The organism is Limnobacter sp. (genome assembly GCF_036846585.1).
Lineage (GTDB): Bacteria > Pseudomonadota > Gammaproteobacteria > Burkholderiales > Burkholderiaceae_B > Limnobacter.
Genome location: NZ_DAIUBR010000006.1, coordinates 94197 through 120765 on the forward strand (window position 1 = coordinate 94197; position 26569 = coordinate 120765).

Annotated in this window: 20 protein-coding genes and 1 tRNA gene; 8 read left to right on the top strand and 13 right to left on the bottom strand. The window is 55.5% G+C overall.

The genetic code is table 11. The annotated features are described in order from the left end of the window. The first annotated feature begins 156 nt into the window (after positions 1–156). Positions 157–384, top strand: coding sequence for a hypothetical protein (locus V7028_RS04795; RefSeq protein ID WP_334118961.1), 228 nt, complete (start codon positions 157–159; stop codon positions 382–384). Positions 385–657: 273 nt separating this feature from the next. Here the strand turns inward: V7028_RS04795 and V7028_RS04800 are convergent, their stop codons facing one another. The 4 genes from V7028_RS04800 to V7028_RS04815 all read right to left on the bottom strand — a co-directional run bounded on the left by V7028_RS04800 (position 658) and on the right by V7028_RS04815 (position 3163). Then, the gene (locus tag V7028_RS04800) at positions 658–1086 is read right to left on the bottom strand and encodes a DUF2845 domain-containing protein (RefSeq protein ID WP_334118962.1); all 429 of its coding nucleotides are present in this window, start codon (positions 1084–1086) and stop codon (positions 658–660) included. A gap of 466 nt (positions 1087–1552) precedes the next feature. Next, the gene (locus V7028_RS04805; protein ID WP_334118963.1) at positions 1553–1936 is read right to left on the bottom strand and encodes a hypothetical protein; all 384 of its coding nucleotides are present in this window, start codon (positions 1934–1936) and stop codon (positions 1553–1555) included. After that, on the bottom strand, positions 1927–2979 hold the full coding sequence (locus tag V7028_RS04810) for a hypothetical protein (RefSeq protein WP_334118964.1): 1053 nt from the start codon (positions 2977–2979) through the stop codon (positions 1927–1929). Before V7028_RS04810 ends, V7028_RS04805 begins: the two co-directional genes overlap by 10 nt. Positions 2980–3087: 108 nt before the next feature. After that, positions 3088–3163 (bottom strand) — tRNA-Arg (locus V7028_RS04815). Positions 3164–3241: 78 nt separating this feature from the next. On the opposite strand from V7028_RS04815, the gene V7028_RS04820 reads away from it, so the two are divergent. Then, positions 3242–6385 carry a DUF748 domain-containing protein gene (locus tag V7028_RS04820; RefSeq protein ID WP_334118965.1) on the top strand — a complete coding sequence of 1048 codons (3144 nt, stop codon included), beginning with the start codon at positions 3242–3244 and terminating at the stop codon, positions 6383–6385. On the opposite strand, the gene V7028_RS04825 is transcribed toward V7028_RS04820, so the two are convergent. Next, on the bottom strand, positions 6375–7280 hold the full coding sequence (locus V7028_RS04825; protein ID WP_334118966.1) for a LysR family transcriptional regulator: 906 nt from the start codon (positions 7278–7280) through the stop codon (positions 6375–6377). The genes V7028_RS04820 and V7028_RS04825 overlap by 11 nt on opposite strands. Positions 7281–7398: 118 nt before the next feature. On the opposite strand from V7028_RS04825, the gene V7028_RS04830 reads away from it, so the two are divergent. The 3 genes from V7028_RS04830 (at position 7399) to V7028_RS04840 (ending at position 11772) form a co-directional block, all read left to right on the top strand. Further along, a complete protein-coding gene (locus V7028_RS04830; RefSeq protein WP_334118967.1) occupies positions 7399–8175 on the top strand; it encodes a sulfite exporter TauE/SafE family protein in 777 nt (258 codons plus the stop codon). A gap of 49 nt (positions 8176–8224) precedes the next feature. Then, positions 8225–11080: a hybrid sensor histidine kinase/response regulator gene (locus V7028_RS04835; RefSeq protein WP_334118968.1), complete on the top strand. Its 2856-nt coding sequence runs from the start codon at positions 8225–8227 to the stop codon at positions 11078–11080. A gap of 125 nt (positions 11081–11205) precedes the next feature. Continuing rightward, on the top strand, positions 11206–11772 hold the full coding sequence (locus V7028_RS04840) for a hypothetical protein (RefSeq protein ID WP_334118969.1): 567 nt from the start codon (positions 11206–11208) through the stop codon (positions 11770–11772). Here V7028_RS04840 and V7028_RS04845 read toward each other — a convergent pair. The 5 genes from V7028_RS04845 to V7028_RS04865 form a co-directional block, all read right to left on the bottom strand. Further along, positions 11760–12980: an esterase/lipase family protein gene (locus tag V7028_RS04845; RefSeq protein WP_334118970.1), complete on the bottom strand. Its 1221-nt coding sequence runs from the start codon at positions 12978–12980 to the stop codon at positions 11760–11762. The two genes, V7028_RS04840 and V7028_RS04845, sit on opposite strands and share 13 nt — an antisense overlap. Positions 12981–13044: 64 nt before the next feature. After that, on the bottom strand, positions 13045–14001 hold the full coding sequence (locus V7028_RS04850) for an amino acid ABC transporter permease (RefSeq protein WP_334118971.1): 957 nt from the start codon (positions 13999–14001) through the stop codon (positions 13045–13047). After that, complete coding sequence (locus V7028_RS04855; RefSeq protein WP_334118972.1) at positions 13998–14825, bottom strand: ABC transporter permease subunit; 828 nt, start codon at positions 14823–14825, stop codon at positions 13998–14000. Before V7028_RS04855 ends, V7028_RS04850 begins: the two co-directional genes overlap by 4 nt. A 10-nt stretch (positions 14826–14835) precedes the next feature. After that, positions 14836–15867 carry an amino acid ABC transporter substrate-binding protein gene (locus tag V7028_RS04860; RefSeq protein WP_334118973.1) on the bottom strand — a complete coding sequence of 344 codons (1032 nt, stop codon included), beginning with the start codon at positions 15865–15867 and terminating at the stop codon, positions 14836–14838. Continuing rightward, positions 15864–16658, bottom strand: coding sequence for a YdcF family protein (locus tag V7028_RS04865; protein WP_334118974.1), 795 nt, complete (start codon positions 16656–16658; stop codon positions 15864–15866). Before V7028_RS04865 ends, V7028_RS04860 begins: the two co-directional genes overlap by 4 nt. Positions 16659–16757: 99 nt before the next feature. Here V7028_RS04865 and V7028_RS04870 point away from each other — a divergent pair, with 99 nt between their 5' ends. Beyond that, the gene (locus V7028_RS04870) at positions 16758–17228 is read left to right on the top strand and encodes an acyl-CoA thioesterase (RefSeq protein ID WP_334118975.1); all 471 of its coding nucleotides are present in this window, start codon (positions 16758–16760) and stop codon (positions 17226–17228) included. Positions 17229–17231: 3 nt separating this feature from the next. On the opposite strand, the gene V7028_RS04875 is transcribed toward V7028_RS04870, so the two are convergent. The 3 genes from V7028_RS04875 to V7028_RS04885 all read right to left on the bottom strand — a co-directional run bounded on the left by V7028_RS04875 (position 17232) and on the right by V7028_RS04885 (position 23741). Continuing rightward, positions 17232–19949: a hybrid sensor histidine kinase/response regulator gene (locus V7028_RS04875; RefSeq protein ID WP_334118976.1), complete on the bottom strand. Its 2718-nt coding sequence runs from the start codon at positions 19947–19949 to the stop codon at positions 17232–17234. Beyond that, positions 19946–20965 carry an ABC transporter substrate-binding protein gene (locus V7028_RS04880; RefSeq protein ID WP_334118977.1) on the bottom strand — a complete coding sequence of 340 codons (1020 nt, stop codon included), beginning with the start codon at positions 20963–20965 and terminating at the stop codon, positions 19946–19948. The genes V7028_RS04875 and V7028_RS04880 overlap by 4 nt, the downstream gene beginning before the upstream one ends. Positions 20966–21068: 103 nt before the next feature. After that, entirely contained in the window at positions 21069–23741 is a 2673-nt protein-coding gene (locus V7028_RS04885; protein ID WP_334118978.1) for a penicillin acylase family protein, read from the bottom strand. 226 nt (positions 23742–23967) lie between these two features. Here V7028_RS04885 and V7028_RS04890 point away from each other — a divergent pair, with 226 nt between their 5' ends. Together V7028_RS04890 and V7028_RS04895 are read left to right on the top strand one after the other, a co-directional pair. Further along, complete coding sequence (locus V7028_RS04890; protein WP_334118979.1) at positions 23968–25479, top strand: CoA-acylating methylmalonate-semialdehyde dehydrogenase; 1512 nt, start codon at positions 23968–23970, stop codon at positions 25477–25479. Positions 25480–25485: 6 nt separating this feature from the next. Continuing rightward, a partial coding sequence (locus tag V7028_RS04895) for a SulP family inorganic anion transporter (protein ID WP_334118980.1) occupies positions 25486–26569 on the top strand: 1084 nt, incomplete at its 3' end.

The window sequence follows — 26569 nt, forward strand, 5'->3', positions numbered from 1 at the left end:
GGTAGCGGATTGACACAGAAAGTGGCGCGGCTGGCGGGGATCGAACCCACGACCCGAGCCTGTAAATAAATTTGTGTAAGTGCATTCGGCCAATTAACCTCGTTTGAGCACCCCCAATCGTTAAGAAGCGATCGCACACAATTCATCTGCCTGACCATGAAACCGCAAAATCGCGACGGCCTGCTACTGCCCGTTGTAGTGTGCGACCAACTTGTACCCGGCGGCTTTGCCTTCGCGATGGATTATCTGGTAGACAACGAACTGGGGCTTACGGCGATGGACGCGCTGCTCAAGAACGATCAAGCCGGTGCCAGCGCCAACGACCCACGCATCATGCTCAAGATCGTCTTGTTGGCGTACATCCAAGGGCAAAAGACGACTTAAACCCCAGCGGTTTGATGCGTCGGGCTATTGATTCACACCAAGGCCGACAGTTTTACAGCCAACGTATTGGCACTGTGGTACCGGTGTTCGCCAACCTTCGACACAACGAGCAACAACCACCGTGGAAAAACCAAGGGCTGTTTGCGTTGGCCTTGCTGGGCACCTTCATGCAAATCACGGAAACAAAGAATCCGACCACCAGAAAACGAGTTTTTTTACAGCCTCAACGTTTGAGATCAACGGCGACCGATGACAGTCTGCTCGAACAAGTGGTTATGCTTTTTCGTCCCAGCCAACCACATAACCGTTTTCCACCGTAACGCGAAGCCCAAACCGATTGACTCCTTGCCGGTGGTATTTCCATATCTCTTTTGTCTTTGTCTTAAGCGCCGCTCGGTCAACTGCAATAGGGTCACCCATTGAATCTTTTAGCTGTGCTTCGCTTTGACCCTGCCAAACAAGGCCACCAACAATTTTCTGAACAATCTCTTCGTTGTGATATTTGCCACGCAGGTACTCCAACCGCTTATTTTTCTTGTTCTGTTGATACCAGATGGCAACGCCGATAATTGCCGCTACAACAATGGTTGGCATAACCCAACCCACCGACTCAACGAGCATTGATACAAAGAAGATTGGCAGGCCAACGACAGCGACAAACGCGATAATTGCAGCATCAGCTTTTGAGGATCTCTTTGCCATTTGATCACCTAAGAAACATAACGTGAACTAAGCCACCGCGCCATGGCAGGAAAGGTGGGCTCCGAGGGTGATTTGATTTTCCACCTTTGGCAATTCCTTGCAACCGGTTGTGGTGTTATGAACTTCGTTATCACAGTTGGACTGAGTGTTGCGATTAACAATAAAAGTTGGCATATACACTTCTCCTGGATTTGAAACGCATACCTTCGGATATGAGCGGCATGCCCGTCCATACCGATCCTTCTACACCATAGCTACCGCCGATCAATACCCAAGCCGGTTTAACAACATTTAACATGCACGGAACTGCCACCTGAATGTAATAAACTTTGTAGAGTGCGGCAAGCGTTGATCAAGTTCTGCAAAGGCAGATAACTTTTCATCATTCTTGAAAGGCAAGCGGGGTGGGGGCGTCAAGGGTGCGTGGTTTTCCGCAACCCTGCATTTTGGGGGGAATCAAGAATAATCACGAAAGCCACAGAGCGTAAAAATACATACCCAGAACCACAAGCACCAATAACACGCAGTATCCGAGCACAAAGTAAACAAACACGCGACTTGTGACATTGAACCAAACAGGAACATTCTTGTGAATGTTTCCGAACTGACGAATTTTCCGGCATACCGGCACAGCAATTGCCATGGTGAAAAGAAGGGTTCTTATCCAGCTTGACGGGAAATACCGATAAGCAACAGCTTCGAATTCGCTGAAGTGCGGCGTGCGCACATAACGATCAATAACAGACTGAGGAGTGACCCATGTCATCAACATGATGCACAGGGGCAAACCGAAGCCAACCCCCCAAGAGCTAAAAAATATCCAATACATTAAAAAGTCAGTTAGCGGCATAGTTGTCCAATTCCACTGGCATTCAGAAAATCAACCTGATTGCCAAATTGATCATAAATTACCTTCCCCACATGCTTGCCAGCCTCTTGAGCAAAGTAACCACCCACGGCAGAAGCAACCAAGGCCACGCCCCAGCCCACCGGTCCACTGACAATCAAAGCACCAACGGTGAACGCTGCCAGTGAACCACCCACTGCGCTACCGGCGATTCCAAGGCCCTCCACCATCAAAATTTCATTTTTCTTTTTGTAATCCTGAGTCGAACCAATCTTCCCCCACACACCCACAGCACCAAACACAGTCAGCAGCACCCCACCCCCCGTCGCAAAGCGGCTCAGCTTCGCCATTCTTTCCGCATGCTTCACAAACACGGGCGATGGGTTCACACCCACTGCGCGGTTTTGGTACAGCACGTTGAATGAATTCTGCCCACCGTGCATATGCCGGCCCATCCAGCCCAGTTTTTTCAGGTATTGGTTTAGAACTTCCTGCTGGCGCAACTGGAATTGGCGCACGCTCAACTTGCCCGCAAGGCGCTCGGCATTTAGCTGCTGCAAACGCCCCATCACATTCCGGTTTTGTACACCGCTTAAATAACCCAGCACACCCAAACCTGTGCCTGCAAAATCAGTCACGTGTTGTGTGTCGTTGCTGACCCTGGCTAAAAATTCATACACACCGCGCTCGGCCGGGTCGGCGGGTACAAAGTTGCGTGCAATATCGATCATCGCAAACTCGCCACCACCGTTCACCACCTGCCGTATGCGCGCCTTCACTACCTCGGGGTTCATGCACAAAATGGTTTGCGGGTCGTGTGAAATAAAGTCGAGCGTGCGCGGGGCATGGCTGCCCAAGGCCATGCGCGGGTTTCTCACCGTGGGGTTCAGGGCGAGCAAATAATCCACCAACACAGAAAAAATTGGTTCTTGCCCGGGCAAAATGCCATAGCTGTGGAAGATAACGTCGACCAGCGAATGCTGGGGTTGGGGTATGTAAAAAGCGGGCTGGGTAAATGAAAGTTTGCCGAAACTGGAATTGAACATGGGCAGGCGTGGGAATGGATCAATCCAACATTCAAGCCCCGGGCAGGGCCACTGTCAAAAAAAGGGAATTTAGATCGCTAGAAATAGGTAGCGGATTGACACAGAAAGTGGCGCGGCTGGCGGGGATCGAACCCACGACCCTTGGCTTCGGAGGCCAATACTCTATCCACTGAGCTACAGCCGCGCGAGAAGGCGTTAGTGTACACCAGCGCTGGTATCTAGGATACTGACCGCATGTAAGCCCCCAACAACAACCAAAAAAATGAAAATCGCCAATATTCTTCGTTCCAAAGCGGTGCTTATACCGCTGGCCCTCATCGTTTTCTTTTACGTGTTTGCCTGGGCCGGGCTGCCGCGCCTGGTGCACTGGCAAGCCGAGAAACAGGTGCTGGAACGTTCCGGCCATGTATTAACAATGGACCTGCCTGCAGTAAACCCTTTCACGCTGACGGTGCGCATCCCCAATTTGAACCTGGCCACGCCTGAGGGCGAGCAACTTGTTTCATTCGACCATTTGTTTGTCGATGTTTCCGGCACCGACCTGTTTACCGGCCTTATTGCGCTGGAACAAATCGACCTGAAAAACCTGAATGTGAATGTGGCGCTGCTGCCCGACGGCAAACACAATTTCAGCGCCCTGTTGCAGGCTTTCAAAACCGACGAGCCTGAGGAAGAAAAAAACACCGAGCCGCCTGCATTTTTGCTCAGCCATCTGTTGATTGCCGACGCGGTTCTTGATTTTGAAGACCGCCGCACGCCCGATGGTTTGAAAACCCGCTTCGAGCCGCTGAACCTGGAGCTGCGCGACCTGGCCACCCGTTCCGAAACCGATGGCGACTTTGTGTTGAACGCTGTCACCGGCTTGGGCGGTGAACTGAACTTGCGTGCGCAAATTCAATTGGCCGACCCATCGGTGGTGGGCGACATGTCGATCACCGGCCTGAACATTGCCAAGCTGGAGCCGCTGTTAAAGCCACTGTTGCCCACGGCCCCACCTGCAGGCAGCATGGACTTTGCGCTGAATTTCGATGTGAACCTGAAAGCGCCACCCGGCGAAAAACCCGCCCAGCCCAAAGTGCTGATCAGCAACATCAACGCGGAGGTGCGCGAATTCAACATTGCTGCCAAACCGAATGGTGCAAGCGCTGCGGCGCAGTTTTCCAAATTGAACATCAACAACGGCAGCTTTGATTTGCAAGCCAACAAGGCCGAGCTGGCTGGCATTGTGCTGGCAGGCCTGCAAATGAACCACGCCAGCAAGGCCAAAGCCATTGGGCTGAACACAATTGAAGTGGGCCCAATCGCCATAGACCTTGCCGGGCAACACGCTGAAATAAACGCCGTCACTGTGAAGGGTGGGCAGGTGAATGTGAAGCGCAACGCCAAGGGCGAACTTGATTTGATGGCCGCGATTAACGACTGGATTCCACCTGGCAACACACCGGAGAAGCCTACAAAAAACCCCACCGAAGTTCCCACCAAGCCCTGGACTTACGCGGTCAACAACATTGCCATTTCCGGCATAAACGCAGCGATTGAAGACCAAAGCTTGAAGCCCGCCCTGAACATGGGCTTGAACAACATTGCAATGTCCACCAGCGGTGTAACGCAAAACCTGAACAAGGCACTGCCCCTGAAAGCCAGCCTGAATGTGCAAAGTGGCGGCAGCATTGCGGTGAACGGCAACCTGACACCGGCCACCGCCGCTGCGCAATTGAATGTTGAAATCAATGCCCTGGCGCTAAAACCCGCGCAACCTTTCATTGGCCAGTTTGCAAAACTGGACCTTGCAAGCGGTGCGGTGTACAGCAAAGGCAAAGCCACTTACAACGCCAAAGAACAAGGCTACACCGGCAGCCTGACTGTGGCCGGTTTGCGCCTGAATGAAACTGGCACCAGCAACTCGTTTTTGCAGTTCAAAAAACTGTTCGCACCCAGCTTAAGTGCGAATGCAAAGGGCGTGAATATTCAACGTTTAAAGCTGGAAGGGCTTGATACTGCGCTGCTGATTGCGAAAGACAAATCAACCAACATTGGCCGTATTTTGGTGAACAAGAAAGAACCCCAATCTGCGAAAAAAACAGCCCCCAACGAAGCCCTGGTATTCGCCGTGAACATTGAGCGCTTCAGCATTGCCGACAGTGAAATGGACTTTGCCGATGAATCGCTGTTCATTCCATTTGGCACGCGCATTCACAGCCTGGAAGGTGTGGTGAATGGTTTGTCGAACAAGCCCGGCGCACGCGGCGAACTGGCGCTGAAAGGCGCGGTAGACGAATACGGCGAAGCCCATGCACAAGGCACACTAAACCTGCAAGACCCGACCGCTTACATGGACATTGCGGTGAAATTCAGCAATGTGGAGATGAGCAACCTGACTGCCTATTCCGGCACGTTTGCGAATCGCAAAATTGAGTCGGGCAAGTTGTCGATGAACCTGAATTATCAAATTGAAAACCAGCAACTGAACAGCACCAACCAGGTGATCGTCGACAAGCTGAAACTGGGCGACCGGGTGCAAAGCCCGCAAGGCCGCGACCTGCCTTTGGAACTGGCCATTGCCATTCTTGAAGACCGCAATGGCCGCATCGATTTGGGCCTGCCCATTACCGGCAATTTGAACGACCCGCAGTTCAGCTACGGTGCCGTGGTGTGGAAAGCGATTGGCAATATACTGACCAAAATTGTGACCGCACCATTCCGCGCGCTGGGTGCTTTGTTGGGTGGCAGCGCTGGCGAAGAACTAGGCAAGGTTGCCTTCGCCGCCGGGGCAAACACACTAAGCCCTTCACAACGCGAAGGTTTGAAGAAGCTTGGCGAGGCACTGACCACCCGCCCCAACCTGGCGCTGACCGTGCAAGGCACCTGGGCACCGGCTGACAAAACCGCCATTCAAAATTTGCAAATGCGCCGCGCAGTGGCAACACAGAGCGGTGAGAAGTTGCAGCCCAACGAAGACCCCGGCCCCTTGGCTTTGAACAACGAGGCCACACAAAAAGCAATTGAAGCGGTGTTTGAAAAACGGTTCAGTGGCGGTGAATTGGCGTCGCTGAAAACAGGCTTCAGAAAAGCAAACCCCGGCCAGCTTGAACAAGGCGCGGCCGGCAAAGCGCTGGGGCAAATTGCCAACCTGTTTAAAGAAACACGCGAATTAAACGACACCGAGGTAAATGCGTTGAAAGGCAAAAACTTCTACGCCGTGTTGGCGCAAAAGCTGCAGGATTCAGAAGAAGTCAGCACCGCGCAATTGCAGGCATTGGCCACGCAACGGCAACAGCTTGTAAGCACCGGCTTAACCGCTGCAGGTGTACCGGCCGAGCGCGTAAAGACCGATACCCCCAAGGAAACCAAAGCGAACGACGACAAAACCGTGCCGATGGAATTGGGTGTGGCTGTTAACAAATAAACCCCGCCTTGCTGGCCAACACCTCCCGCGTAACCCGAATGAATTCGCGGGTTTTGGCGGGCATGGGGTTGGCGTAAGGGCACACGGCAAAGATGTCGGCCGGTGCGCCAGCCCAGTCGGCCAGCACGCGCACCAGTGCGCCGTTTTTCAGTTCCTGTTGAATGTCCCATTCCGAACGCAACAACACACCCTTGCCTTGCAAGGCCCACAGCACGGACACATCGCCATCGTTTGAACTGACAGGCCCGCGCACTTTGACCGTGGTTTCCTGCTTGCCATTGCGCAGTTGCCAATTGTTGAAGGTGTGGTTTTCATGTCGAATAACAAGGCAACTGTGCCGGGTCAAATCCGACGGGGTGTGCAAGGCCTGCGCGCCTTGCAGGTACGACGGCGCAGCACAGATAATTCGCCGGTTGCTGGCCAGCTTTTGGGCAATCAGCCGTTGGTCGGGTGGTTCACCAAAACGCACCGACACATCAAAGCCACTCTCAATCAATTCAATGGGGTGGTCGGTCAATTCAAGGATCACTTCCACGGCAGGAAATTCCGCGTGGTAAGCCGACACCACATGGGCCATGTGCTTGCGGCCGAAACCCAGGCTGGCATTCACGCGCAACAGGCCTCGCGGGGTGTCTTGCCCTGCGCGCAAGGTGGCTTCCAGCGCATCCAGCTGGCGAAGAATTTGTGCGCCCTCTTCCAGATAACGTTCGCCCTCGGCGCTTAAACCTATGCGGCGGGTGCTACGGTGCAACAGGCGCACACCCAGGCGTTTTTCAAGCGCGGCAAGGCGGCGGCTGACCGCGGGCGGCGTCACATCGAACGCCATTGCAGCGCTGGCCAAACTGTCATGGCGCACCAGTTCGCTGAAAAACGCAAGGTCGGACAATTGCTTCACAAAATCACCCCAATTTTGATTCGTGCGTATTTGTTAATAATATTTTAAATATCGCACCATTGTAGTTATTTTTAGAATCAATAGACTGGGCCTTCCACATCACGCAGCACACCACCCCATGCCTTGGCACGCCCTTCCAGATTTGCTCCTTGTTTTGTCGTTGGGCGCGGCCTTGGGTTTCTTCGGTGGGCTGTTTGGTATTGGGGGCGGTATTATTGCTGTCCCGCTTTTTATTATCGGGTTTGGCATGGACCAGGCCCTGGCCCAAGGCACTGCGCTGGTGCTGATGGTACCCAACCTGCTGATCGGCTGGTGGCGCTACAACCAGCACAACAAGCTGCCCTGGGTGGCCATCGCGGCCATTGGTGTAACGGCCACCGTCACCACCTGGCTAACTGCCAAGCTGGCCGTGCGGCTGGATCAAGAGGTACTGCACTGGATATTCAATCTGTTCGTTCTGGTTGTGGGTTTTCGCATGCTGTTGCTGCGCAAAAACCCCAGCGCCGGGCACACCCAGGGCCATACACCCAACATTGCTGCCATGCCGATTGTGGGCGTACTGGGTGGCACCAGCATGGGTTTGCTGGGCATGGGTGGGGGCTTGGTGGCCACCCCCATGCTGACCACCCTATTCAAGCACACGCAAACCACGGCCCAGGCTTTGTCGCTGGCCTTGGTCACGCCCAGTTCAGTCATGGCGCTCATCACCTATGCAAACGCCCACCGCGTGGATTGGGGACTGGGCTTGCCACTTGCATTTGGCGGTTTGTTCACCGTGTCGGCCGGGGTGGCGATTGCGCATTACCTGCCTGAAAAAGCACTGCGCCGCAGCTTTGCGGTGGTGATGATCGTTGCGGCAGTCTGGCTGATTTTGCAATCACTGCACACACGCTAGGTTTTTCCGGTAAGAATAGAAGCCTCACGCAACTTGCATTTTCCGCTGAATGAAGCTGGCATCCCTGTTTCGATTTGTGCTGTTTGCCACCCTTCTTGGCCTGGCCTCCAATGTGTGGATGGGCGAGCGCGCGGACCAGCTGCAAACATCGCAAACCACCTTGCTGGCCACGCGCCTGAATGCCATCAATGAATTGCGTTTGCTTCAATCGGAATTCGATGCACTTCAAACCCTTGTGGCTGCTTTCGTGGTCGGCAAGAACAGCCAGCACTTGGTGCATTATTATGAGTTGCTGGACGCACATGCCGGTGCCCGCCGTTACGAGCACGCCGTTGACAATGTGTACTGGAGCAAGCTGATCGCAGGCAACACCGAGCCTGTTTCATTGATACCCGGGCAAGGGCCGACACTTGAAGACCGCTTGATGGCACCCGAGCGCCTGGCCCCGCAACTGACCGACAGCCTGAAAACTTCGGTGGACAGCATTCTGGCCTTGAGCAGGCGCTTGCGCGAACGCGAGCAAATTGTGTTTGCGCTGACCCAGGGGCTGTATGACCCGGTTCTGAAAAAATATGTTTCCGAAGCAGATGTGCGCGACGACCTGGCCATTCAAATGCTGTTTTCCGAGGAATACCTGGGCATGACCAATGCCGTTCGCGCTGAAATTCAAGGGCGGATCCGGGCAGTGGAACTGGGCTTTCAAACGGTGATTGCGCAACAGGCTGACAACATCAACATGACAGCTCGGTTTGATTTTTATCTGGGCCTGTTGGTTACGCTGATGGCATTGATCGGCCTTGCGGTGTTGCAGCGTTATGTGGTGGCCCCGCTACGTGAACTGGATACGGTTAGCCAGCACATTGCCCGGGGCAATTACAGCGTAACCCTTCCCAAACCAAAATTCGTGACGGAAATGGTGAACCTGCTCAAGGGTTACGCGCTGATGATTGGATCATTTCGCCGCGAACTTGAACAGGCTGACGCGGCACGCGCCGCAGAACTGGCCACACTGGAAGCGAAGATGGGGCGGGAACGTGCAGAGGCTCAAGTAGAGGCACGTGGCATGTTGCTGGCCAATATGAGCCATGAAATTCGCACCCCCATGAATGCAATTCTGGGCATGACGGCATTGACCCTGAAATCCCCATTGCCGGAACGGGAGCGCAGTTACCTGATGAAGGTTCAGGATGCTGCGAAATCCCTGCTAGGCCTGCTCAATGATGTGCTGGACTATTCCAAGGCCGAAGCTGGCATGGTGGAGTTTGAACAAATTCCTTTCACGCTGGACGAAGTGCTGGCCAATTCGTTTCTGGCCGTACAAAGCCAGGCCGCCAGCCGGAAACTGATTCTGCTCAATGAAGTGGCACCCGGTTATTCCAACCAGTTGGGTAGAGGGCTGGTGGGCGACCCATCGCGTTTGCGCCAGGTCCTTAGCAACTTGTTAAGCAATGCGGTCAAGTTCACGGAATCTGGGGCCATACGCGTGTATTCCAGACTGCAAACCCGATCGGACACCGAACTGGATTTGCAAATTGAGGTGCACGACACCGGCTCGGGTTTAAGCAAATCGCAGATGAACCGGATTTTTGAGAAATTCGCACAGGGCGATTCAAGCGTAAGCCGTGTGTATGGCGGTACCGGTTTGGGTTTGAGCATTGCACGCGAGTTGGTGGTGCGGATGGGCGGTGAAATTTCCGTGGACAGCACGCTGGGCAGGGGCAGTTGCTTCCGGTTTTCTGTACCGGTGGCTTACGACAGCGACATTTTGGCAGAAGCACTGCCGCTGGCTGGTCAAACCGGGATTCTGCTGCACCAGCACGGTACAGCCGCCAACAGTGTAATGTCGGTTCTCCGTTCTGTCGGCCTGAATACAACGCAGACCAGCACCATTGGGGCGTTTGCAAACGCACTGCATGAAGGCTGCTTCGAATGGGTCTTGATTCAATCCGATTTGATCGACGATGGTACCCTGCTGCCGCAAGAATTGCAGGAGACGCTGGCCCAACCCGGCTTGCGCGTTGTGGCCATTGACCGCGACCTGTTTTCCGCAGACAGTGCCTTGCTGCAGGTCTTGCCACCCGCCGTGTGCAAACAATTGATCCACGTGGCGCACCCTTTGCTGGCTCAGGATATTTGTACGGCGCCCCGTGCGGAACCGCTGCTAAACCCCTTGCCAGGTAACGAGAAGGAAGCCAGCGAAAAACTGCAAGGCAAGCACGTGCTGGTACTTGAAGACCACCCGGTGAACCAGGTGCTGATCCGTTCCCTGCTGGAAGCGGTGGGCTTGAAAGTAACACTGTGCGGGCACGGCCAGGAGGCAGTTGAGTTGCTGGACCCGGATGAGGCGGCACATGTCGATGTGATTATCACCGACCTTGAAATGCCGATGATGGATGGCTACGAATTTGTAAGCTGGCTGCGCGACCAGACCCGCTGGATGGACACACCGGTGATTGGGCTAACTGGCCATGCATTTTCAGAAACGCGAACACGCTGCCTTGAACTGGGGATGGACGACTTCATCACAAAACCCGTGGAAGCCGATTTACTTTACAGTACATTGATGGACGCACTGCACGTGAAGGAAGCGCCCGCGCACCAGGAAAACAGCCACTTTGCGCAACTGCCGAATTTGTTCGTGAGCCATTGTGCGGACTTGCCTGCCAAATTGCACGGGCATTTGACCCAGAACAACACGGAGGCCTTTGCGCGCGAAATTCATTCCATGGTCAGCTTGCTGGCCTTGCTCAATGAGCAGGAACTTCATGAGCGCCTTCGTTCTTTTGAACAAGGGCTTGGCGATGGCACCTTGAAACCGGACGGTGTGCTAAATCAAATTCGTGCCGCGTGGCCTGCGCTGCTGAAGCGCTACATGCAGCAAACGGACGCCACTACCCCCACCTAGGGGAAACCTACCCCCATAAAAGGTGAACCTCCCCGTAAACGGTGAACCCTCACCTATGCGATGCCAAATGTGCCCAAGCCCGACGACAATACTTGAACAATGAACGGCAACGCACTGGATTCAGCATGACCATTCGAGCTCCCTACCAGGTGCTGCACAGCAGCCCCTACAAAAAGTTTTCTTTCGAACGCGAAGTGTTTTTCGAAACACTGGGGGCGTGTTGGGCTTTGAGTTCACGCAATGTATCCGGCATTTTTGCCATGCAACTGCAAATCGACCTTAGCCGTGTTCAGTTGTTGTACGGTGTGCCCAGTTCACATTTGCCGGAAGCCCTGCTGTTCCAGTTCCTGAATGTTTTTCAGTCGCGCCCGCGCATGGGTTTGCATTCACAGCACATGCATGTGGAACACAATGCGCTGGAACTGGTTGAAGAAATGAATGAAGCCGATTTCCTGAATTTCACGACAGGCTTTCAAGACGCTGTGAACCAGATTCTGGAACCGTTGGATTGCTGGAGCAAAGAGTGCCAGCAAGCCCACCTGGCCTTGAAATATTACGGCCTGAACCTGGTGGAAAGCGGCATGCGTGAACCGAAGTTCAAGCGCACTTACGCTGACTTGCTGGTGAATTACCTGCTGACCACACAACGTGTGTTTTTGCAGGAAAGCAAAACATCCACTTACAACTTCTGAACCAGGTGCTGGCGCAGCACCATTTGCAATTCCAGATACACATCTGGATCGTTGAGCAAGGTCATGTGATGCTTTTGCGCAAACGTGACGCGTTGCGCTTTGCCCGTGCCGTCGGCCAGGGCTGAATCGGGTGTCACCAAACCGTCGCCCACCGTGGTGTTCAACCACGATGAACCGTGATCGCCAATGGTTGACCCGATAAGGTGATACATCACTTCATGACCATCGCGGGTTTGCAATGCCCCCAGGCCGTGGTCCAGATCGCGAATGCCGCGCGAGCGCACACCCAGCACGCGGCCAATGGGCCTGGACAATTCAAAGCGATCAAACAACTGTTCGCCCGCTGCGGCCAAACGCGCCAGCGGGGCGCCCGCATGGGGCGAACCCAGACACACCACATCGCGGATGGCGCGTTGCAAAATGATGTCGTCTTCGGTCAGGGCTTCAACCACCGCGCGGTTGACCAAGCCACCCATGCTGTGGCCCACCAGGGTAATGCCTTCCACGGCCACGGGCCAGTTGCGAACCAGCTTGTTCAACATGCGTTTGAACTGACGGGAATTGGCCTCAATGTTGCGGCCGGTGTTGTAACGCAAGTAAAGCGCTGTCACCGGAAAGGTCTCTTCCAGCTTGTCGCCATACGGGCGGGTGGCTGGTTCACCGGGGTTGTAGTACATCTGCCAGCTGTTTTCATTGCAGCACAGGCCATGCACAAAAATCACCAGTTGGTTCTGGGCGTTCGGGAACTGGGCCATGAGGGCGGCTTGATCGGCCGCCAGTGCCTGCCCGTTGGCGTACAGGTTCATGCGCACTTGCATGGGGTTGCGTGTGGCGGCAAGGTGGTCGCCAAACACCCCGTTGATGGCGCTGGAAATGGCCGACACGCGTTTGTCGTCCCTGGCCTGGTCGATCACTTGCGGCGAGGCCAGGCTTTGGTTGGCCTGGCGTACCACCCAGGCTGCGCCCGAAAACACGCCTTTACCTGCTTCGCGCACGGCGCTGTACACCAGGTCGGTGATTTCGTTGTGAACGGTTTCCACCGGTTTGCTGGCATTCAAGGTGGCTGTGCCCACAGCCTTGAAAGGCATGTCGCTGATGGCGCGGTGGAATTCATGCACACGCGTTGCGGTGTGGGCAATGGTGTCGCCCACCAGCATCAGGGTGCCTTCCAGTTTCTCGCCAGTGGTGGGCTCATTTTTCTTGGTCATGAAACGTCTCCGCAAAGGGAATGCCTTATCTGTGTACAAATGTACACTGAATAATTTTCATGCGCTAGAACTTGCTTTCTAATCGCGACAAACCAAAGCAATAAACCCAATACACAAGGCCGATGAACAAATACCCTTCCAGGTAAAAACTGCGCCACTGCACATCGCCCGCCAGGGCCAGGCTGAGGGAACCCGTTAATTCAAACAAGGCAACAATGGCAACCAGTGAACATTCCTTGAACAGGGTCACAAAACTGTTGCTCAGGCTGGGCAGGCACGCCTTGATGGCTTGCGGCAACACCACCAGCAAGTTGCGTTGAACAACATTCAGGCCCAGTGCCCTGGCGGCCATGGTTTGCCCTTGGGGCACGGCCTGCAGGCCACCGCGCAATACCTCGGCCAAATACGCGGCGCTGAAGAGCGCGATGGTGAAAAGCACGCGGGTGAACAAATCCAGCCCTTCGCCCGGCAACCACAGGGGCAGCACAAAGGCGGCCAGAAAAAGCACGGTGACCAGGGGCAAGGCACGCAACAGTTCAATGTAAGCAATGCACAGGCGGCGCAAGGGTACGAAGGTGGATTGCCGGCCCAAAGCAAGCAGCACGGCCAGCGGAAAAGCCAAACCAAAACCCACGGTGCTTAAAATCAGCGTTAGCGGCAAGCCGCCCCACAAGGTGGTGGGCGCGCCACCTGCCAGCAACACGGCACTGATGGGCACTGCAAATGCCCAGGCAATGAAAATGACTTTTGGTTTGAACACGCGCGCAGCCGTGGCAAACAGCAACACCGACCACACCACCAGCACCACACCGGCGCGCCATTGCTCATCAAGCGGGTAACGGCCAAACAGAATGACCCGCCACTTTTCAGCCACCACGCCCCAGCAGGCACCCTGCCCTGCGGCCTGTTGGCAGGCCTGCAAATCGGGTTTGAACACAGCACTGAACAGCGCCCAGTCGGCCACCACCCACAAGGCAGGGGCCAGCAGCAGGGGCAGCGCAATCCACAGGAAAAGCCTCACAGTGCTCCCCGGTTCACGCGCGCGTTGAGCATGTTCATCAAGCCCGCCGCAACAGCGCTTAACAGCGCGTAGGTGAACAGAATAATGAGCACGCATTCCACCGCCTTGCCGCTTTGGTTGATTGCGGTGTTGGCCACTGAAACAAGTTCGGGATAACCCACCGCCACACCCAGCGATGCATTTTTCAACAAGTTCAAATACTGGTTTGAAAGGGAGGGCACCATGACGCGCAAGGCCAAGGGCAACACCACGTGGCGGTTCACTTGCCTGTTGTTCAACCCCAAAGCCAATGCGCCTTGCCACATGCCGGGTTTCACGGCCTGCACACCGGAACGCACCACTTCGGCAACAAATGCGGCGGTGTACACCACGAGCGCAAGTAGCACGGCGAGGTATTCCGGGCTAAGCACCCAACCACCTTCCACGGAAAAGCGACCCCGCGCGGGCGCTTCTGAAAACGAGGGCATGGCCAAACCGCTTTTGCTTAAAAACACCGTGTCGCCCAACGACAATGCCTGGCTGGCGATGGGCAAAAACTGGGTAATTGCAAAGTAAATGGCCAGCAACTGCAACAACAGGGGCACATTGCGAAACAGGTTGACGTAGCCCTTGCACAGCGCCTTCAACAGCGGGTGCTGCACCAGTTGCCCCAAGCCGATGAACAAGCCCAACAGCGTGGCCAGCAGCAAGGCGGGCAAGGCCACCTTCAAGGTGTTCAACAAACCCGCCAACAAAACAAACCAGTAAGGCGAATCAAAAACGGCTTGCAGCCAGCCTTCGCTTAAGCCAAAGCCTGCGGGGTCGGTGATGAATGCGAAATCCACTGTGCCGGCCCTAACGCAATGGCGGGGCGTACATCAACCCACCCTCGGTCCACAAGGCATTCAAACCGCGCTCTAGCTTCAGGGGCGATTGCTTGCCCAGATTGGCCTCGAACACTTCCCCGTAATTGCCCACTTGCTTCAACACATTTTCAACCCAGTTGCGCGGCAAACCCAACGGCTTTCCAAGGTTTTCCGAAGCACCCAACATACGTTGCACAGCGGGGTTTTTGCTGTTCAAGGCTTGTTCGATATTGGCTTGGCCCACGCCCAGTTCTTCAGCTTCCAACATGGCGAACACCACCCATTTCACGATGGCAAACCATTCGTCGTCGCCGCGCAACACGGCTGGGCCCAGTGGTTCTTTGGAAAAAATTTCAGGCAACACCACGTAATCATCAGGCTTGCCGCTTTGGCTGCTTTTCAAACCAATCAATGCCGACACATCGGTTGAAAATGCCTGGCAGCGGCCACTGAAAAAGGCTTTGTAAGCGGCCTCGAAGTTGTCGTACACAATGGCTTTGGCCTTGATGCCTTGCGTGCCCAGGTAGGTGGTCAAATTCTTTTCATTGGTGGTGCCCGACTGCACACAAATTTCAGCACCCTTCAGTTCTTGTGCGCTTTTTACACCGAAACGTTTGTGCATCAAAATGCCTTGCCCATCGTAATAGGTGATGGCAGCAAAGTGCACATTCAAGCCAGCATCACGGCTTAATGTCCAGGTGGTGTTGCGCGACAAAATGTCGATTTGCCCGGCCTGCAATGCAGCAAAACGCTGTTGCGAACTTAGCGGCGTGAATTCGACTTTCTGTGCGCTGCCCAACACGGCGGCAGCCACGGCGCGGCACACTGCCACATCCAGCCCGCGCCATTGCCCATCACTGCCCAGGGCGGAAAAACCTGCCACACCACTGCTGACACCGCAACGAACCGCGTCGCGTTTTTTCACTGCGTCCAGCACCGGGCCTGCCTGCGCCACGCTGGTGGATGCAACGAAACACACTAGGCTGCATGCAAGCGTTGAAAGGGCCTTGCGCCAACTCATGATGCGCCACCTTGTTCATACACACTGCTTGCTTTCAGCTGCAGGCGACCCAGGTATTCCTTGATGGCCGTGGTGCTTTCGTCAAGCGCCTGCGGCTTGGGAAGCCATTCCCAGAATTTGCGCTGGTTGGGCAACACGCGAATGTCGGAGCGCACCGGGTACACGGTAAAACCGGCTTTCTCGAACCACAACACGGAACGCCCCATGTGAAAAGCCGACGTAACCAGCGCGATGTGTTTTGCATCAGCGCCCAGCAGGTCGCGCGTTCGCAATGCATTTTCAAAAGTAGTGCGCGATGCCCCTTCAATCAACAGGGCTTGATCGGGCACACCCATGTCGGTCATGAATACTTTCATGCCATGGGCTTCCGCTTCCAGGCGTGGGTCGACTTCAAACACGCCGCCGCTTAGCACCATTCGATCTGCCACACCCTGTTTGTACAGGCGCGCGCCCACCCACAGGCGGTCGCCGGAATCGGTCACGTCAGGCAGGCTTCGCACGCCCTCAAACCGGCCTTCAAGCCCACCACCCAGCACCACAATGGCGTCGACCTGCGCGGGCATGGGGCGACGGCTTTCAAGCACCCGGGCTTCTTGTTCAAGGCTGCCCAGCATTGCATCGCCCACCCAAGGCAGGCTGAATGCCAACAATTGCAGATGGGCCACCAGCAAGCCAAGCGCGCGCCCCTTTCTTCGGCCCAACAGGCCTGCGTACGCCAGCGCGCACAAGGCAAGCCACACCCCCAGGGGGCTTAGCAGCCAGATAGCGTACTTGGTCAACTCAGCGGCCACAGCATTCTCCACATTTGATTTCTTCGAGACATTGTAGACGTACCACCCACCAAGCAAGCAGGCTACACTGCGTTCATTGCCCACTCCTGAACTGAAACCATGCCATTTCCAAACCACCAACTCAGCATGACCGTCTTGATGACACCCGACATGGCCAACTTCAGCGGCAATGTGCATGGCGGGCATATTCTGAAATTGCTTGATCAAGTGGCCTATGCCTGCGCAAGCCGCTATGCGGGCATGTATGTGGTTACTTTGTCGGTCGACAGGGTGCTGTTTCGCCAGCCCATTCGCGTGGGTGAACTGGTCACTTTTCTGGCCAGCGTGAATTACACCGGGAACACGTCCATGGAGGTGGGCATCAAGGTGGTATCGGAAGACATTCACAAAGGCATTGCCACCCACACCAACAGTTGCTTTTTTACGATGGTGGCCATGAACGCAGATGGCACACCGGCAAAGGTGCCGCCCTTGATGCCTGGCACCGCCGAGGAAATAAAACGCGCGGCCAATGCCCAGTTGCGAAAAACATTCCGCAAGGAATACGAAGATCGGATGAATGCGCTGTAGCGTTTAGCCCGGGGGTACGGCTGCGTCCATGTGAAAACCCCACCGTTTCACGGCATCGAGCACCTTGTCGACTTGCAGCGGTTTGGTTAGCACTTCGTTCATGCCGACATCCAGCGCAAGCTGGTGGTCTGCCTCCATCACCCCGGCGGTCAATGCCAGCACCGGTAAATCGACCATTTCCAATTGGGTGCGTATGAACTGGCAGGCTTGCAGGCCGTCCATTTCAGGCATTTGAATATCCATCAGGCACACATCCACACCAGACCTGTTCGCTTTCGACAACAGGTCGATGGCCTGTTGACCCGACTCGGCCAACAGCACTTTTGCACCGTGTGTCTCGAGTATTTTTCTTAAAATCATCAGGTTCAACTTGTGGTCATCCACAGCCAGCACGGTCAAGCCGCCCAAATGCGCCAACTTTGGCTGCTGCTGTCGGTTGACTGGCCGCGCCCGATCGGGGCGACCGCTGGCCACGTCTTTGAGCGCATTCTTCAATGCGCCAAATGAAACCGGTTTCACCAGCACAGCATCAAATTCTTTGCCGAGCGAAAGATCCTGAATATTTTCGAGTTCGCCAGGCTTGACCATCAAGGCAACCTTCGCAGCCTGCGCAACCGGCTGCGTTTTGACCGCCCGGGCAAATTCCTGCACGCTTGTGTCTGACAGGTTTTGGCTAGTGATGTACAAGCGTGGACGGTCGCCCGGCACAGCGGCCAAGGCATCAAGGCCACTGGAATAACCTTTGGCTGCAACACCATACCACTCCATCATTTGCATCAGGCTGTCCAGTTGCGGCTTGAAACCATCGACCACCACCACGTCGTAATCACCCAGCTCGAAACTGCCTTGCGTTTGAGCAATTTTTTCATCAAGGTCCAGCATCAGGGAAAAGGCAAACAGGCTGCCTTGCCCCGGCGAGCTGACTGCAGAAATGGTTCCGCCCATCAACTCGACCAGCTTCTGGCTCAGCGCCAAACCAATGCCTGTACCACCGAAGCGCCTGGAAATGGAAGAATCTGCTTGTGAGAACAACTGAAAAAGCCGTTTCATGGCGGTTGGGTCCATGCCCAGCCCGGTGTCCTGAACAACGAAGCGCAGCATGCAATTGCCAGCTTCAAGCTGGTCCACGGTCAAACTCACTTTGACATGGCCGCTGTCGGTGAACTTGATGGCGTTGCCCGCAAGATTGACCAGCACCTGGCGCAATTTGATTTCATCGCCGATCAGCCGATCGGGGACATTGGATGCCACCGAAATAACAAATTCAATTGGTTTGTCTGCCAGCGCACCAGTCATCAGATCCGCCACCGAATCCAGCAACTGCCGCGTGGAGAAGGGCCGCTTCTCCAGCTCCATGGCACCCGCTTCAATTTTCGACACGTCCAGCACGCCGCTCACCAGATCAATCAAGCCACGCCCTGCGTTTTCAAGCTTTTCCACGAACTCCCGCTGCGTGGTGTCCAGCTGGGTCTGCTTCAAAATATAAGTCAGGCCCACCACGGCATTCAATGGTGTGCGAATTTCATGGCTGATGTTGGAGAGGAAATCACCCTTGGCTTTGCTGGCCGATTCAGCAAGTTCTTTCGCCTGTCGAAATTCTTCTTCCACCCGCCTGCGTTCGGTGATGTTCTGAAACGCTCCGCGAATCATCGCGGGCTGTCGGTTGGGCCCCTCCCCATCATAAGTCACCTCGCCGAATACGTGCACCCAAATCAGATTGCCTTTGTAGGTGAGAAACTCCAACTCGATGTTGAGGTTATTGCCGGTCTGTATGGCCTCATCTATCGCTTTGGACAACTGTTCTGAGGAGTCGCCCGGGTACAGACTCATGACCTCTTCCAGCGTGGGTTGATGCGTAAAGTCCGCCTCGACAATGTTATAGGTCTGCTTTGACCAGATCAGCTCATTGTTGGTCAGGTTTAAGGTCCAGGCTCCCACACCACACATGTGGCCCGCCACCTCAAGCAGGTGGGTGGTTGAGGTCAGTTCCGCGATCCGGTTGTTCAGTTCAATGGCCAGTTTGTCCAGCGCCGCTGCCACGTCGCCGATTTCATCGCCTTCGGGCACATCACAGCGCGCAGCCAAATTCCCGCCTCGCATTTCTTTGGCAACACCTTCAATTCGTTCCAGCGGGCCAACCACGCGGAATCGAATCAGAACCAGCAGCAAAAATGAATTGATTGCGAACAACATGGCAAACGTTCCCACAACCCGTCTGCGCCGCTCGGTCAGTTTTTCCTGATGCTCAGTGGCGACATCCGCGACCTTGTAACTGATTTCGGCCAGTTGCTCTGCCTCCGAAATCAACCGGTCAACCAACATGGCACTTCGGCGACTGTCGAGCAACGATTCATCCTCTGCCACCAGCAGCCCAAATCCACTGAACAGTTCAGCAATCTCAGTGAGCCGATCGTCCAGCCTGACGATTAAATCGCTGCTGTCATCCGAAAGTTGCAGGCGCCCCATTTCATCCACGATGGAATTGTGAAGCAGCCACCATTGCCGAACGTTGGTTTCATTCATGTGGCTGGACACGTTGTGGGTCAACACCAACATACGCGTGGACAGGCGGGAAATATTTCTCGCCACCACATTTTGTTCCTGCATGTCCACGCGCTGCCCGTTAATGGCGTACACCACCGCGGTGGCCAGCACGGTGAGGGCAAACAAAAATATCAAGGCAATTACAACGCCCTGCTTAAGACGCAACAATGGTTTCATGGGTATACATAGTCAGCCGCCTTGGCTGACAGCTTCCTTAACAGACTTGCATCGATATGGTTTAGAAATTCCGGTTCTGCGAGCGACTTGTTCACATGACCTTCCCGCCGGGCCCATCGCGCCTGCCCCTGCACCGTGGTTATCAGGGACTGCTGCAAGGAAAGCTCGAACTGGTAGGTCGGCCACATGATCTTGACGATTTCAGGATCCACCCCGGCACCACGAACCAGTATTCGTTTCGCTTCCTCCGGATTCTTTTTGATAAACTGAATCGCTTCGTTTAAAGCAGCCAACACGGCACTGATCCGGCTGGCCTGCGACGCACGGTATTCATTGCGCGCGATCAGGTTAAAGGCCTGGCTGTACAAACGGGGGGCTTGGCCCAAGGCCACGTCCGGCCCACCCAGTTTCAGCGCTGCATGCCCCCAGGGTTCCCACACGGAAATTGCATCCACTTCACCGTTGACCAGCGCTTTGGCCAATGCTTCCACGCCCATGGGCACAGGAACAATCGATTGGGGATCAACCCCGTGGTACAACAGGAACAAATCCCGGTAATAATGGGACGACGCTTTTTCGACATAGCCCACACGTTTTCCAGCCAGTGATTTAACACCGCCCTGCTGCAACACGCTTTTGCGAACAATAAACCGCATGTCATCCTTGTTGGTCACAAACGTGGCGATCAGGGTAATTGGCGCGGCTTCAAAAACCGCGAACATGAATGGCAGCTCGGTTGAAGTGGCCATGTCAACCCGGCCATCCACAAGTTCTTTCATGCAGCGATTCCCGCCAACACACTCGACCAACACAGGCTCAACTTTGTACTTGGCAAACAGGGCTTTTTCCTTGGCCACAAAAAATGGCAATGACAAAGGCGACTTGGACACTGCAATGCGAGGCTCGGCAGCCACGGCAAACGAGCCAAAACCCGCCCAGGTGCACAGCACAATGGCCAAAATACGGGCGAAAAAAGAGCGAATGCGCATGGGGTGAATGGTGAAGTAAATATTCACCCACGATGCGCCCTTTACACCCGTTCAATCCAAGAAAAAGGAGGCTTTCGCCCCCTTAATTTGCTATTTTACATTTCCACACAATTTAAACAATCCAGGGCGCTTAATTTGATGCCCTTGGTACCCTCAAATTCAAGGCTGGCCCAATTTTAGCCGCTTCGATCTGGCTTCTTGTGAATGGCAATCGCTGCCAGTTTTTCTGTGAATAAGCTTTGGTGTAGTCCTCAAAATTCGGGTTGGCCGGGTCGGTCGACATGGAATAAGTCAACATGGCATCGGCCTGCGGAATGCCGTTGCTGTCCCAGGTCACCGCCTGAATGTAGCTGTTGCCATAAGTTACCTTGTAGCCTTCCGAATTCAAACGGCTAGGCTGGGTGCTCACAATCGTGAAAGCACCTTCCGGGCTGGTGCCACCAAACACGGGAATGTTGCTGGTGTGCACACCCGACCGCTGAATTTCGCCCAACGGCGTGTCAAACGCCACACCGGCAGCCTGCACAGCAAGAATTGCATCGGCCAAGGCAGCCTGGGTAAACGGGTTGGCCGCGTTCAGGCTGTTGGGCGTGTTCACCGGGTTGGTGGCACTAAACCCATTGGTCCAGAAATTGGTGGGCAATGAAACTGGTGTTGGGTTGTCCAACGGCAAATGCAATTGCGGTGCACCCACTGGTGCCCCACCGGGGTTGGCAATGGCACGGCTCCAGAATTCACGCCACAAGTGCGCACCCTTGCTGTCCAGGTTGGCTTTGCCATCCCAGGCCACCAGTGCGGCGCAGGCATCGGCCGATTGAACCGGCATCAGGCCGGTGCTGAGCAACACGGGCGACTGGCAAATGTTGTCCACCACGGCCTGCCGGGCCAGTGTGGCGGAATAGATTTCACTGCTCAACGCAATTTCTTTGAGGTTTTCCTGCGTGAACTTGTCGCCCGCACGGCCATCGGTTCCGGCCAACCTGCGTTCAGCCTGCAAGGTGCACAGGCGTGTGCGCAGGGTGCGTTCGGCATTTTCATCGCCAATAATGCGATCAAAACCAGTCAGGGGTTGCTTGGGGTTGCTTAGCCAGTAACTGTCGTTGCAGTTGGTCACGTAGTCATCGCGCTGCAGGGTGGGCAGGTTGCCCGGGCCGAAAATGCCGGGTGCAGGTGCATCCGGGTCGCTGCCCCATTCGCATTCAGCACGTGAACCATCCAGCACCGGCAAACCGGCGGACAACTGGCCGACCACGCTGTTGAAAGGTTCGGCTGCGCAATCAGCCACTTTTTCATCGGTAACATGCGGCACCACGGTTACATCGCCATAGTAGGCGGGTTTGCCGGGGCCACTGGCCACCGTGTTCACCCAGGGCACGCCCAGTTCACTGCCGTGAAGACCAACAAATTCCTCCAGGGACTTGGCCATGTTCCACTTGGCAAACTGGTTGATCAGGCGGTCGTTCTCCAGGTTCGCATCGCGCAGCGTAAAGGCCATCAACTGGTTCCAGCCCAACACGGGAACACCGCTGGCCTCCAACACCAGCATGGGACCGAATTTGGACCGGTACATGGTGCGTTGTTGCTTGGTGATGCTGCCATCGGCCTGTTTCACATCGATCTCGATGGGCAACTGGATCATGTCGACCATTTCGCCGTCGTACATGTACTGCGTGGGGTTGCCGGGGTTGATCTGCAACTGGTAGAAAGTGAACCGGTAGGCTGTGGACACAGTGTGGCTCCAGGCCACATGTTCGTTAAAACCAATCAACACGGCTGGCACGCCGTAAAGGCCGACACCCATGATGTCCATGGTTTTTTCACCATTCATTTCCAGAATGTTGTGGCTCAAATACAGGCGTTCAGTACCGCGCCATGGAAAGTGCGGGTTGCCGTACACCAGCGATTCGCGGTTCGCCGTGGCGTCTTTGCCAAATGCGTACATGTTGCTGCCAAAGTGGTCTTTGTTCTGCATCGCAGTCAAAGGGTTGGGGGCGCCCTTGAGCAAGGCCACTTGCTGGGCGGTGCTCAAACCCGTCGATGAATCACCTGCTTGCGCGGTGGGCGAAGGCAAACCACCGGGTGGCTGCGCATTGCCAATTTCAGTGACAAACACGGAGCTGCTGGCCAATATCGACAGGCGCACGAAACGGCGATACATGTCTTGCGTGCTGATCGGCGCAAGCCATTCTGCATTGGCGCATGCAGCATGGGCTGGCTTTGTGCTTCCATCAGCCTGCGCGTATTCATGCTCCCCCGCTTTCAGTTCAGCAATATAGCGGTTCACACCCTCGGCGTAGCCTGCCACCACGTTCTGGAAATCGGGAATGGTTTTGTCGCGGGTGCGCTGCCAGGCGTTGCGTACCACGCCGTCTGCGCCCTCTTCCTCATAGGCAAAAATGCTTTTCCAGAAAAAGTCGCTGGCCACGTTGTTGGCCGTTGAGCCATTGGGCTCGATCGTGTAGGTGCCATCGGGGCCGAAGAAGCGTGAACGTTCGCCGCGGATGGTCAACAAGTCCTCGAGAAACACGCACAGGTTGTCTTGCGCAAAGGCATAGCCTTGCCCGTAACCCAAACTGCCGTAGTCTTTCGCGCGAATATGGGGCACACCATAGGTGGTGCGGGTAATGCTGACATCGTATTTCAGGCCCGCGGTTTCGCTTGGGTTGGTTCGGCCATCTGCGCCGCTTAGTGCGGCATCATCGCCGCTACCCAGGCAACCAGCCAGCAGCAGGGCAGCCACCCCACCAGCCAAAGCCAAACGCCCACGCCGCAACGCGGCCTCGTTCTTCAAGACTGTGTTCACTGCTGTCTCCTTGGTTCTAATTCTTGGCACGCATCGGGGCGCGCCTTGTGTAATTGGTACCTCCGAAGGGTTCAATTGGATTGCAAATCAGGGATTTACCGATAACGGTCAGTAAATTGCCGTGCGAAAAAAATCCGGAAGCTTGGTGTAAGCACCGATTCAACACAAGCCCGGAATGGGCCACAATAATGAGCTTCAGACAAGAAACCGAACAGGCTTTTACACCATGCAACCGTACACAAACGATCAAACTGTCGCCCACTTCATTGGCGGGAACACCCTCAGCACACCCGGTGCACGTACAGCCAACGTGTTCAACCCGTCGCAGGGCAAAGTTGCCCGCCAGGTTGAGCTGGCCGATGTGCCCACCGTAAACAAGGCCGTGGAAGCTGCCAAAGCCGCGCTACCCGCCTGGGCCAACAAGCCACCGCTGCAACGCGCACGTGTGATGAACAAGTTCTTGGCCTTGATGAACCAGCACCGCGACGAACTGGCAGCAATCATCACGGCCGAACACGGCAAAGTGTTCACCGACGCGCAGGGCGAAGTCAGCCGCGGCATCGACATCATTGAATTTGCCTGCGGCATTCCTCAGTTGTTGAAAGGCGATTACACCGAACAGGTTTCCACGAATATCGACAACTGGACCCTGCGCCAGCCCGTGGGCGTGGTGGCCGGTATTACGCCGTTCAACTTTCCCTGCATGGTGCCGTGCTGGATGTTCCCCGTGGCCATTGCATGCGGCAACACGTTTGTGTTGAAGCCCAGCGAACGCGACCCCAGCGCTGCAAACCTGATGGCAAGGTTGATGAAAGAAGCGGGCCTGCCCGATGGCGTATTCAACGTGGTGCATGGCGACAAACTTGCCGTGGAAACACTGCTGAACCACCCCGATGTGGCAGCACTCAGCTTTGTGGGTTCCACCCCGATTGCAAAATTCATTTATGAAACCGGTGCCCGCAACGGCAAGCGCGTGCAGGCCTTGGGCGGTGCGAAAAACCACTTGCTGGTAATGCCTGATGCTGACTTGGACCAAGTCACCGACGCCCTGATCGGTGCCGCCTACGGCAGCGCCGGTGAACGCTGCATGGCAATTTCTGTGGCTGTGATGGTGGGCGACGTGGGCGACAAACTAATCCCCAAACTGGCCGCACGCCTGAACACCCTGAAGGTAACGGATGGCATGGATTTGTCGGCTGAAATGGGCCCCATCGTGACCGCCGAAGCCCTGCAGCGCATTGAAGACTACGTGCAGATTGGCGTGGATGAAGGCGCCACACTGGTGGTGGATGGTCGCGGCCAGAAACCTGCCGGGTTCGAAAACGGCTTTTACACCGGCGGCACTTTGTTCGACAACGTAAAGCCCAACATGCGCATTTACCTGGAAGAAATTTTCGGCCCAGTGCTGGGCTGCGTGCGCGTGGCCAACTTTGCCGAAGGCCTTGATTTGATCAACAGCCACCAATACGGAAACGGCGTTAGCTGCTACACCCGCGACGGCAATGTGGCCCGCGAATTCGGCCGCCAGGTGCAGGTGGGCATGGTAGGCATCAACGTGCCCATTCCAGTGCCCATGGCTTGGCATGGTTTTGGTGGCTGGAAGGCCAGCCTGTTTGGCGACATGCATGCATATGGCGAAGAGGGCGTGCGCTTTTACACACGCCAGAAATCCATCATGCAGCGCTGGCCAGACAGCATCGAGAAAGGCGCAGAATTCGTGATGCCCACCTCGAAATAACACCACTTGAACACCGAATTTAAAGCGGGCGCACTGGTCGCATTCGGTGGTTACGCTCAAGCAATTGTGTACGGCATGCTGGCCTTCGCCCCCTTGGGGCAAGCCGGCCTGGCTTATGGCATTTACGCGGGTTTGGCCAGTGCCCTGCTGGGTGGTTTGCTGGGTGCCTTGTTTGGAAAAGCGCCTGTGCAGTTCGGCGGGCCGCGATCTTCAACCGCGCTGATTGTTGCCGGTTCGCTGTTGGGCTTTTTACAAAGCACCAACAATCACAATGAACTGATGCTGCTGCTGGCACTGGAAATTTTGCTGGCGGGCGTATTCATTGCGCTGGCCCAGCAACAAGGCGTGGGCAAGTTGATGCAGTTTCTTCCCGCCCCTGTGCTGATCGGCATGAACACCACGCTGGGCGTATTTTCGGCGTGGAAGTTGATGCCCGCCATGGTGGGGTTTGCGGTGTACACCACCGTGTTGCAGGCAGCACATTCACCCAACCTGTTTTCGCCCGTGGCGCTGGGGGTGTCGGCCATTACCACAGCCGTGTTGCTGTATTTCCGTGCCATACAGCCCAACCCGCTGGGGCTGGTGTATGGCTTGGCCTGTGGCTTTGCCGTTCATGCCTTGTTTCTGTGGGCCTGGCCCGGCGCCCTGCCGGTACAAACCGTGGCTGCGCTGCCCCAACACCCCCTGTGGGCTACTGCACAGGCACCCGGCCTTTACAACAGCATTCAACAGCTTCCGGCGCTGTTGCTGGGCACACCCGGCCTGCTGCTTCAAGTGCTGGTGGGTGCCGCCGTGCTGGCGTTGCTGGTGGTGCTGGAAAGCATGCAATCCATGTTGCAGGTGGACCAGGCCCTGGGCACCCGACACAACACACGCCGGGAACTGAACACACTGGCGCTGGCCAACGTGTTGTGCGGTTTGGCCCTTGCGCTGCCCAGTTCGAACTACTTTTCACGAAGCAACGCAGGCTTGGGCGTAGGCGCAACAAGCCGCCACAGCGAGGGTTGGTACATGGCCCTTTTGGCGACGCTCTTGTTGCTGACATGGCCCATTCTTGCCCAACTGCCTTTGCACATTCTGGCCACCGCCG

Excerpts from the sequence above, each read along its gene's own strand:
- V7028_RS04810 (WP_334118964.1), bottom strand. The coding sequence starts at position 2,979 with ATGTTCAATTCCAGTTTCGGCAAACTTTCATTTACCCAGCCCGCTTTT.
- V7028_RS04795 (WP_334118961.1), top strand. The coding sequence starts at position 157 with ATGAAACCGCAAAATCGCGACGGCCTGCTACTGCCCGTTGTAGTGTGC.
- V7028_RS04835 (WP_334118968.1), top strand. The coding sequence starts at position 8,225 with ATGAAGCTGGCATCCCTGTTTCGATTTGTGCTGTTTGCCACCCTTCTT.
- V7028_RS04820 (WP_334118965.1), top strand. The coding sequence starts at position 3,242 with ATGAAAATCGCCAATATTCTTCGTTCCAAAGCGGTGCTTATACCGCTG.
- V7028_RS04870 (WP_334118975.1), top strand. The coding sequence starts at position 16,758 with ATGCCATTTCCAAACCACCAACTCAGCATGACCGTCTTGATGACACCC.
- V7028_RS04845 (WP_334118970.1), bottom strand. The coding sequence starts at position 12,980 with ATGACCAAGAAAAATGAGCCCACCACTGGCGAGAAACTGGAAGGCACC.
- V7028_RS04860 (WP_334118973.1), bottom strand. The coding sequence starts at position 15,867 with ATGAGTTGGCGCAAGGCCCTTTCAACGCTTGCATGCAGCCTAGTGTGT.
- V7028_RS04890 (WP_334118979.1), top strand. The coding sequence starts at position 23,968 with ATGCAACCGTACACAAACGATCAAACTGTCGCCCACTTCATTGGCGGG.
- V7028_RS04840 (WP_334118969.1), top strand. The coding sequence starts at position 11,206 with ATGACCATTCGAGCTCCCTACCAGGTGCTGCACAGCAGCCCCTACAAA.
- V7028_RS04805 (WP_334118963.1), bottom strand. The coding sequence starts at position 1,936 with ATGCCGCTAACTGACTTTTTAATGTATTGGATATTTTTTAGCTCTTGG.
- V7028_RS04800 (WP_334118962.1), bottom strand. The coding sequence starts at position 1,086 with ATGGCAAAGAGATCCTCAAAAGCTGATGCTGCAATTATCGCGTTTGTC.
- V7028_RS04875 (WP_334118976.1), bottom strand. The coding sequence starts at position 19,949 with ATGAAACCATTGTTGCGTCTTAAGCAGGGCGTTGTAATTGCCTTGATA.
- V7028_RS04830 (WP_334118967.1), top strand. The coding sequence starts at position 7,399 with ATGCCTTGGCACGCCCTTCCAGATTTGCTCCTTGTTTTGTCGTTGGGC.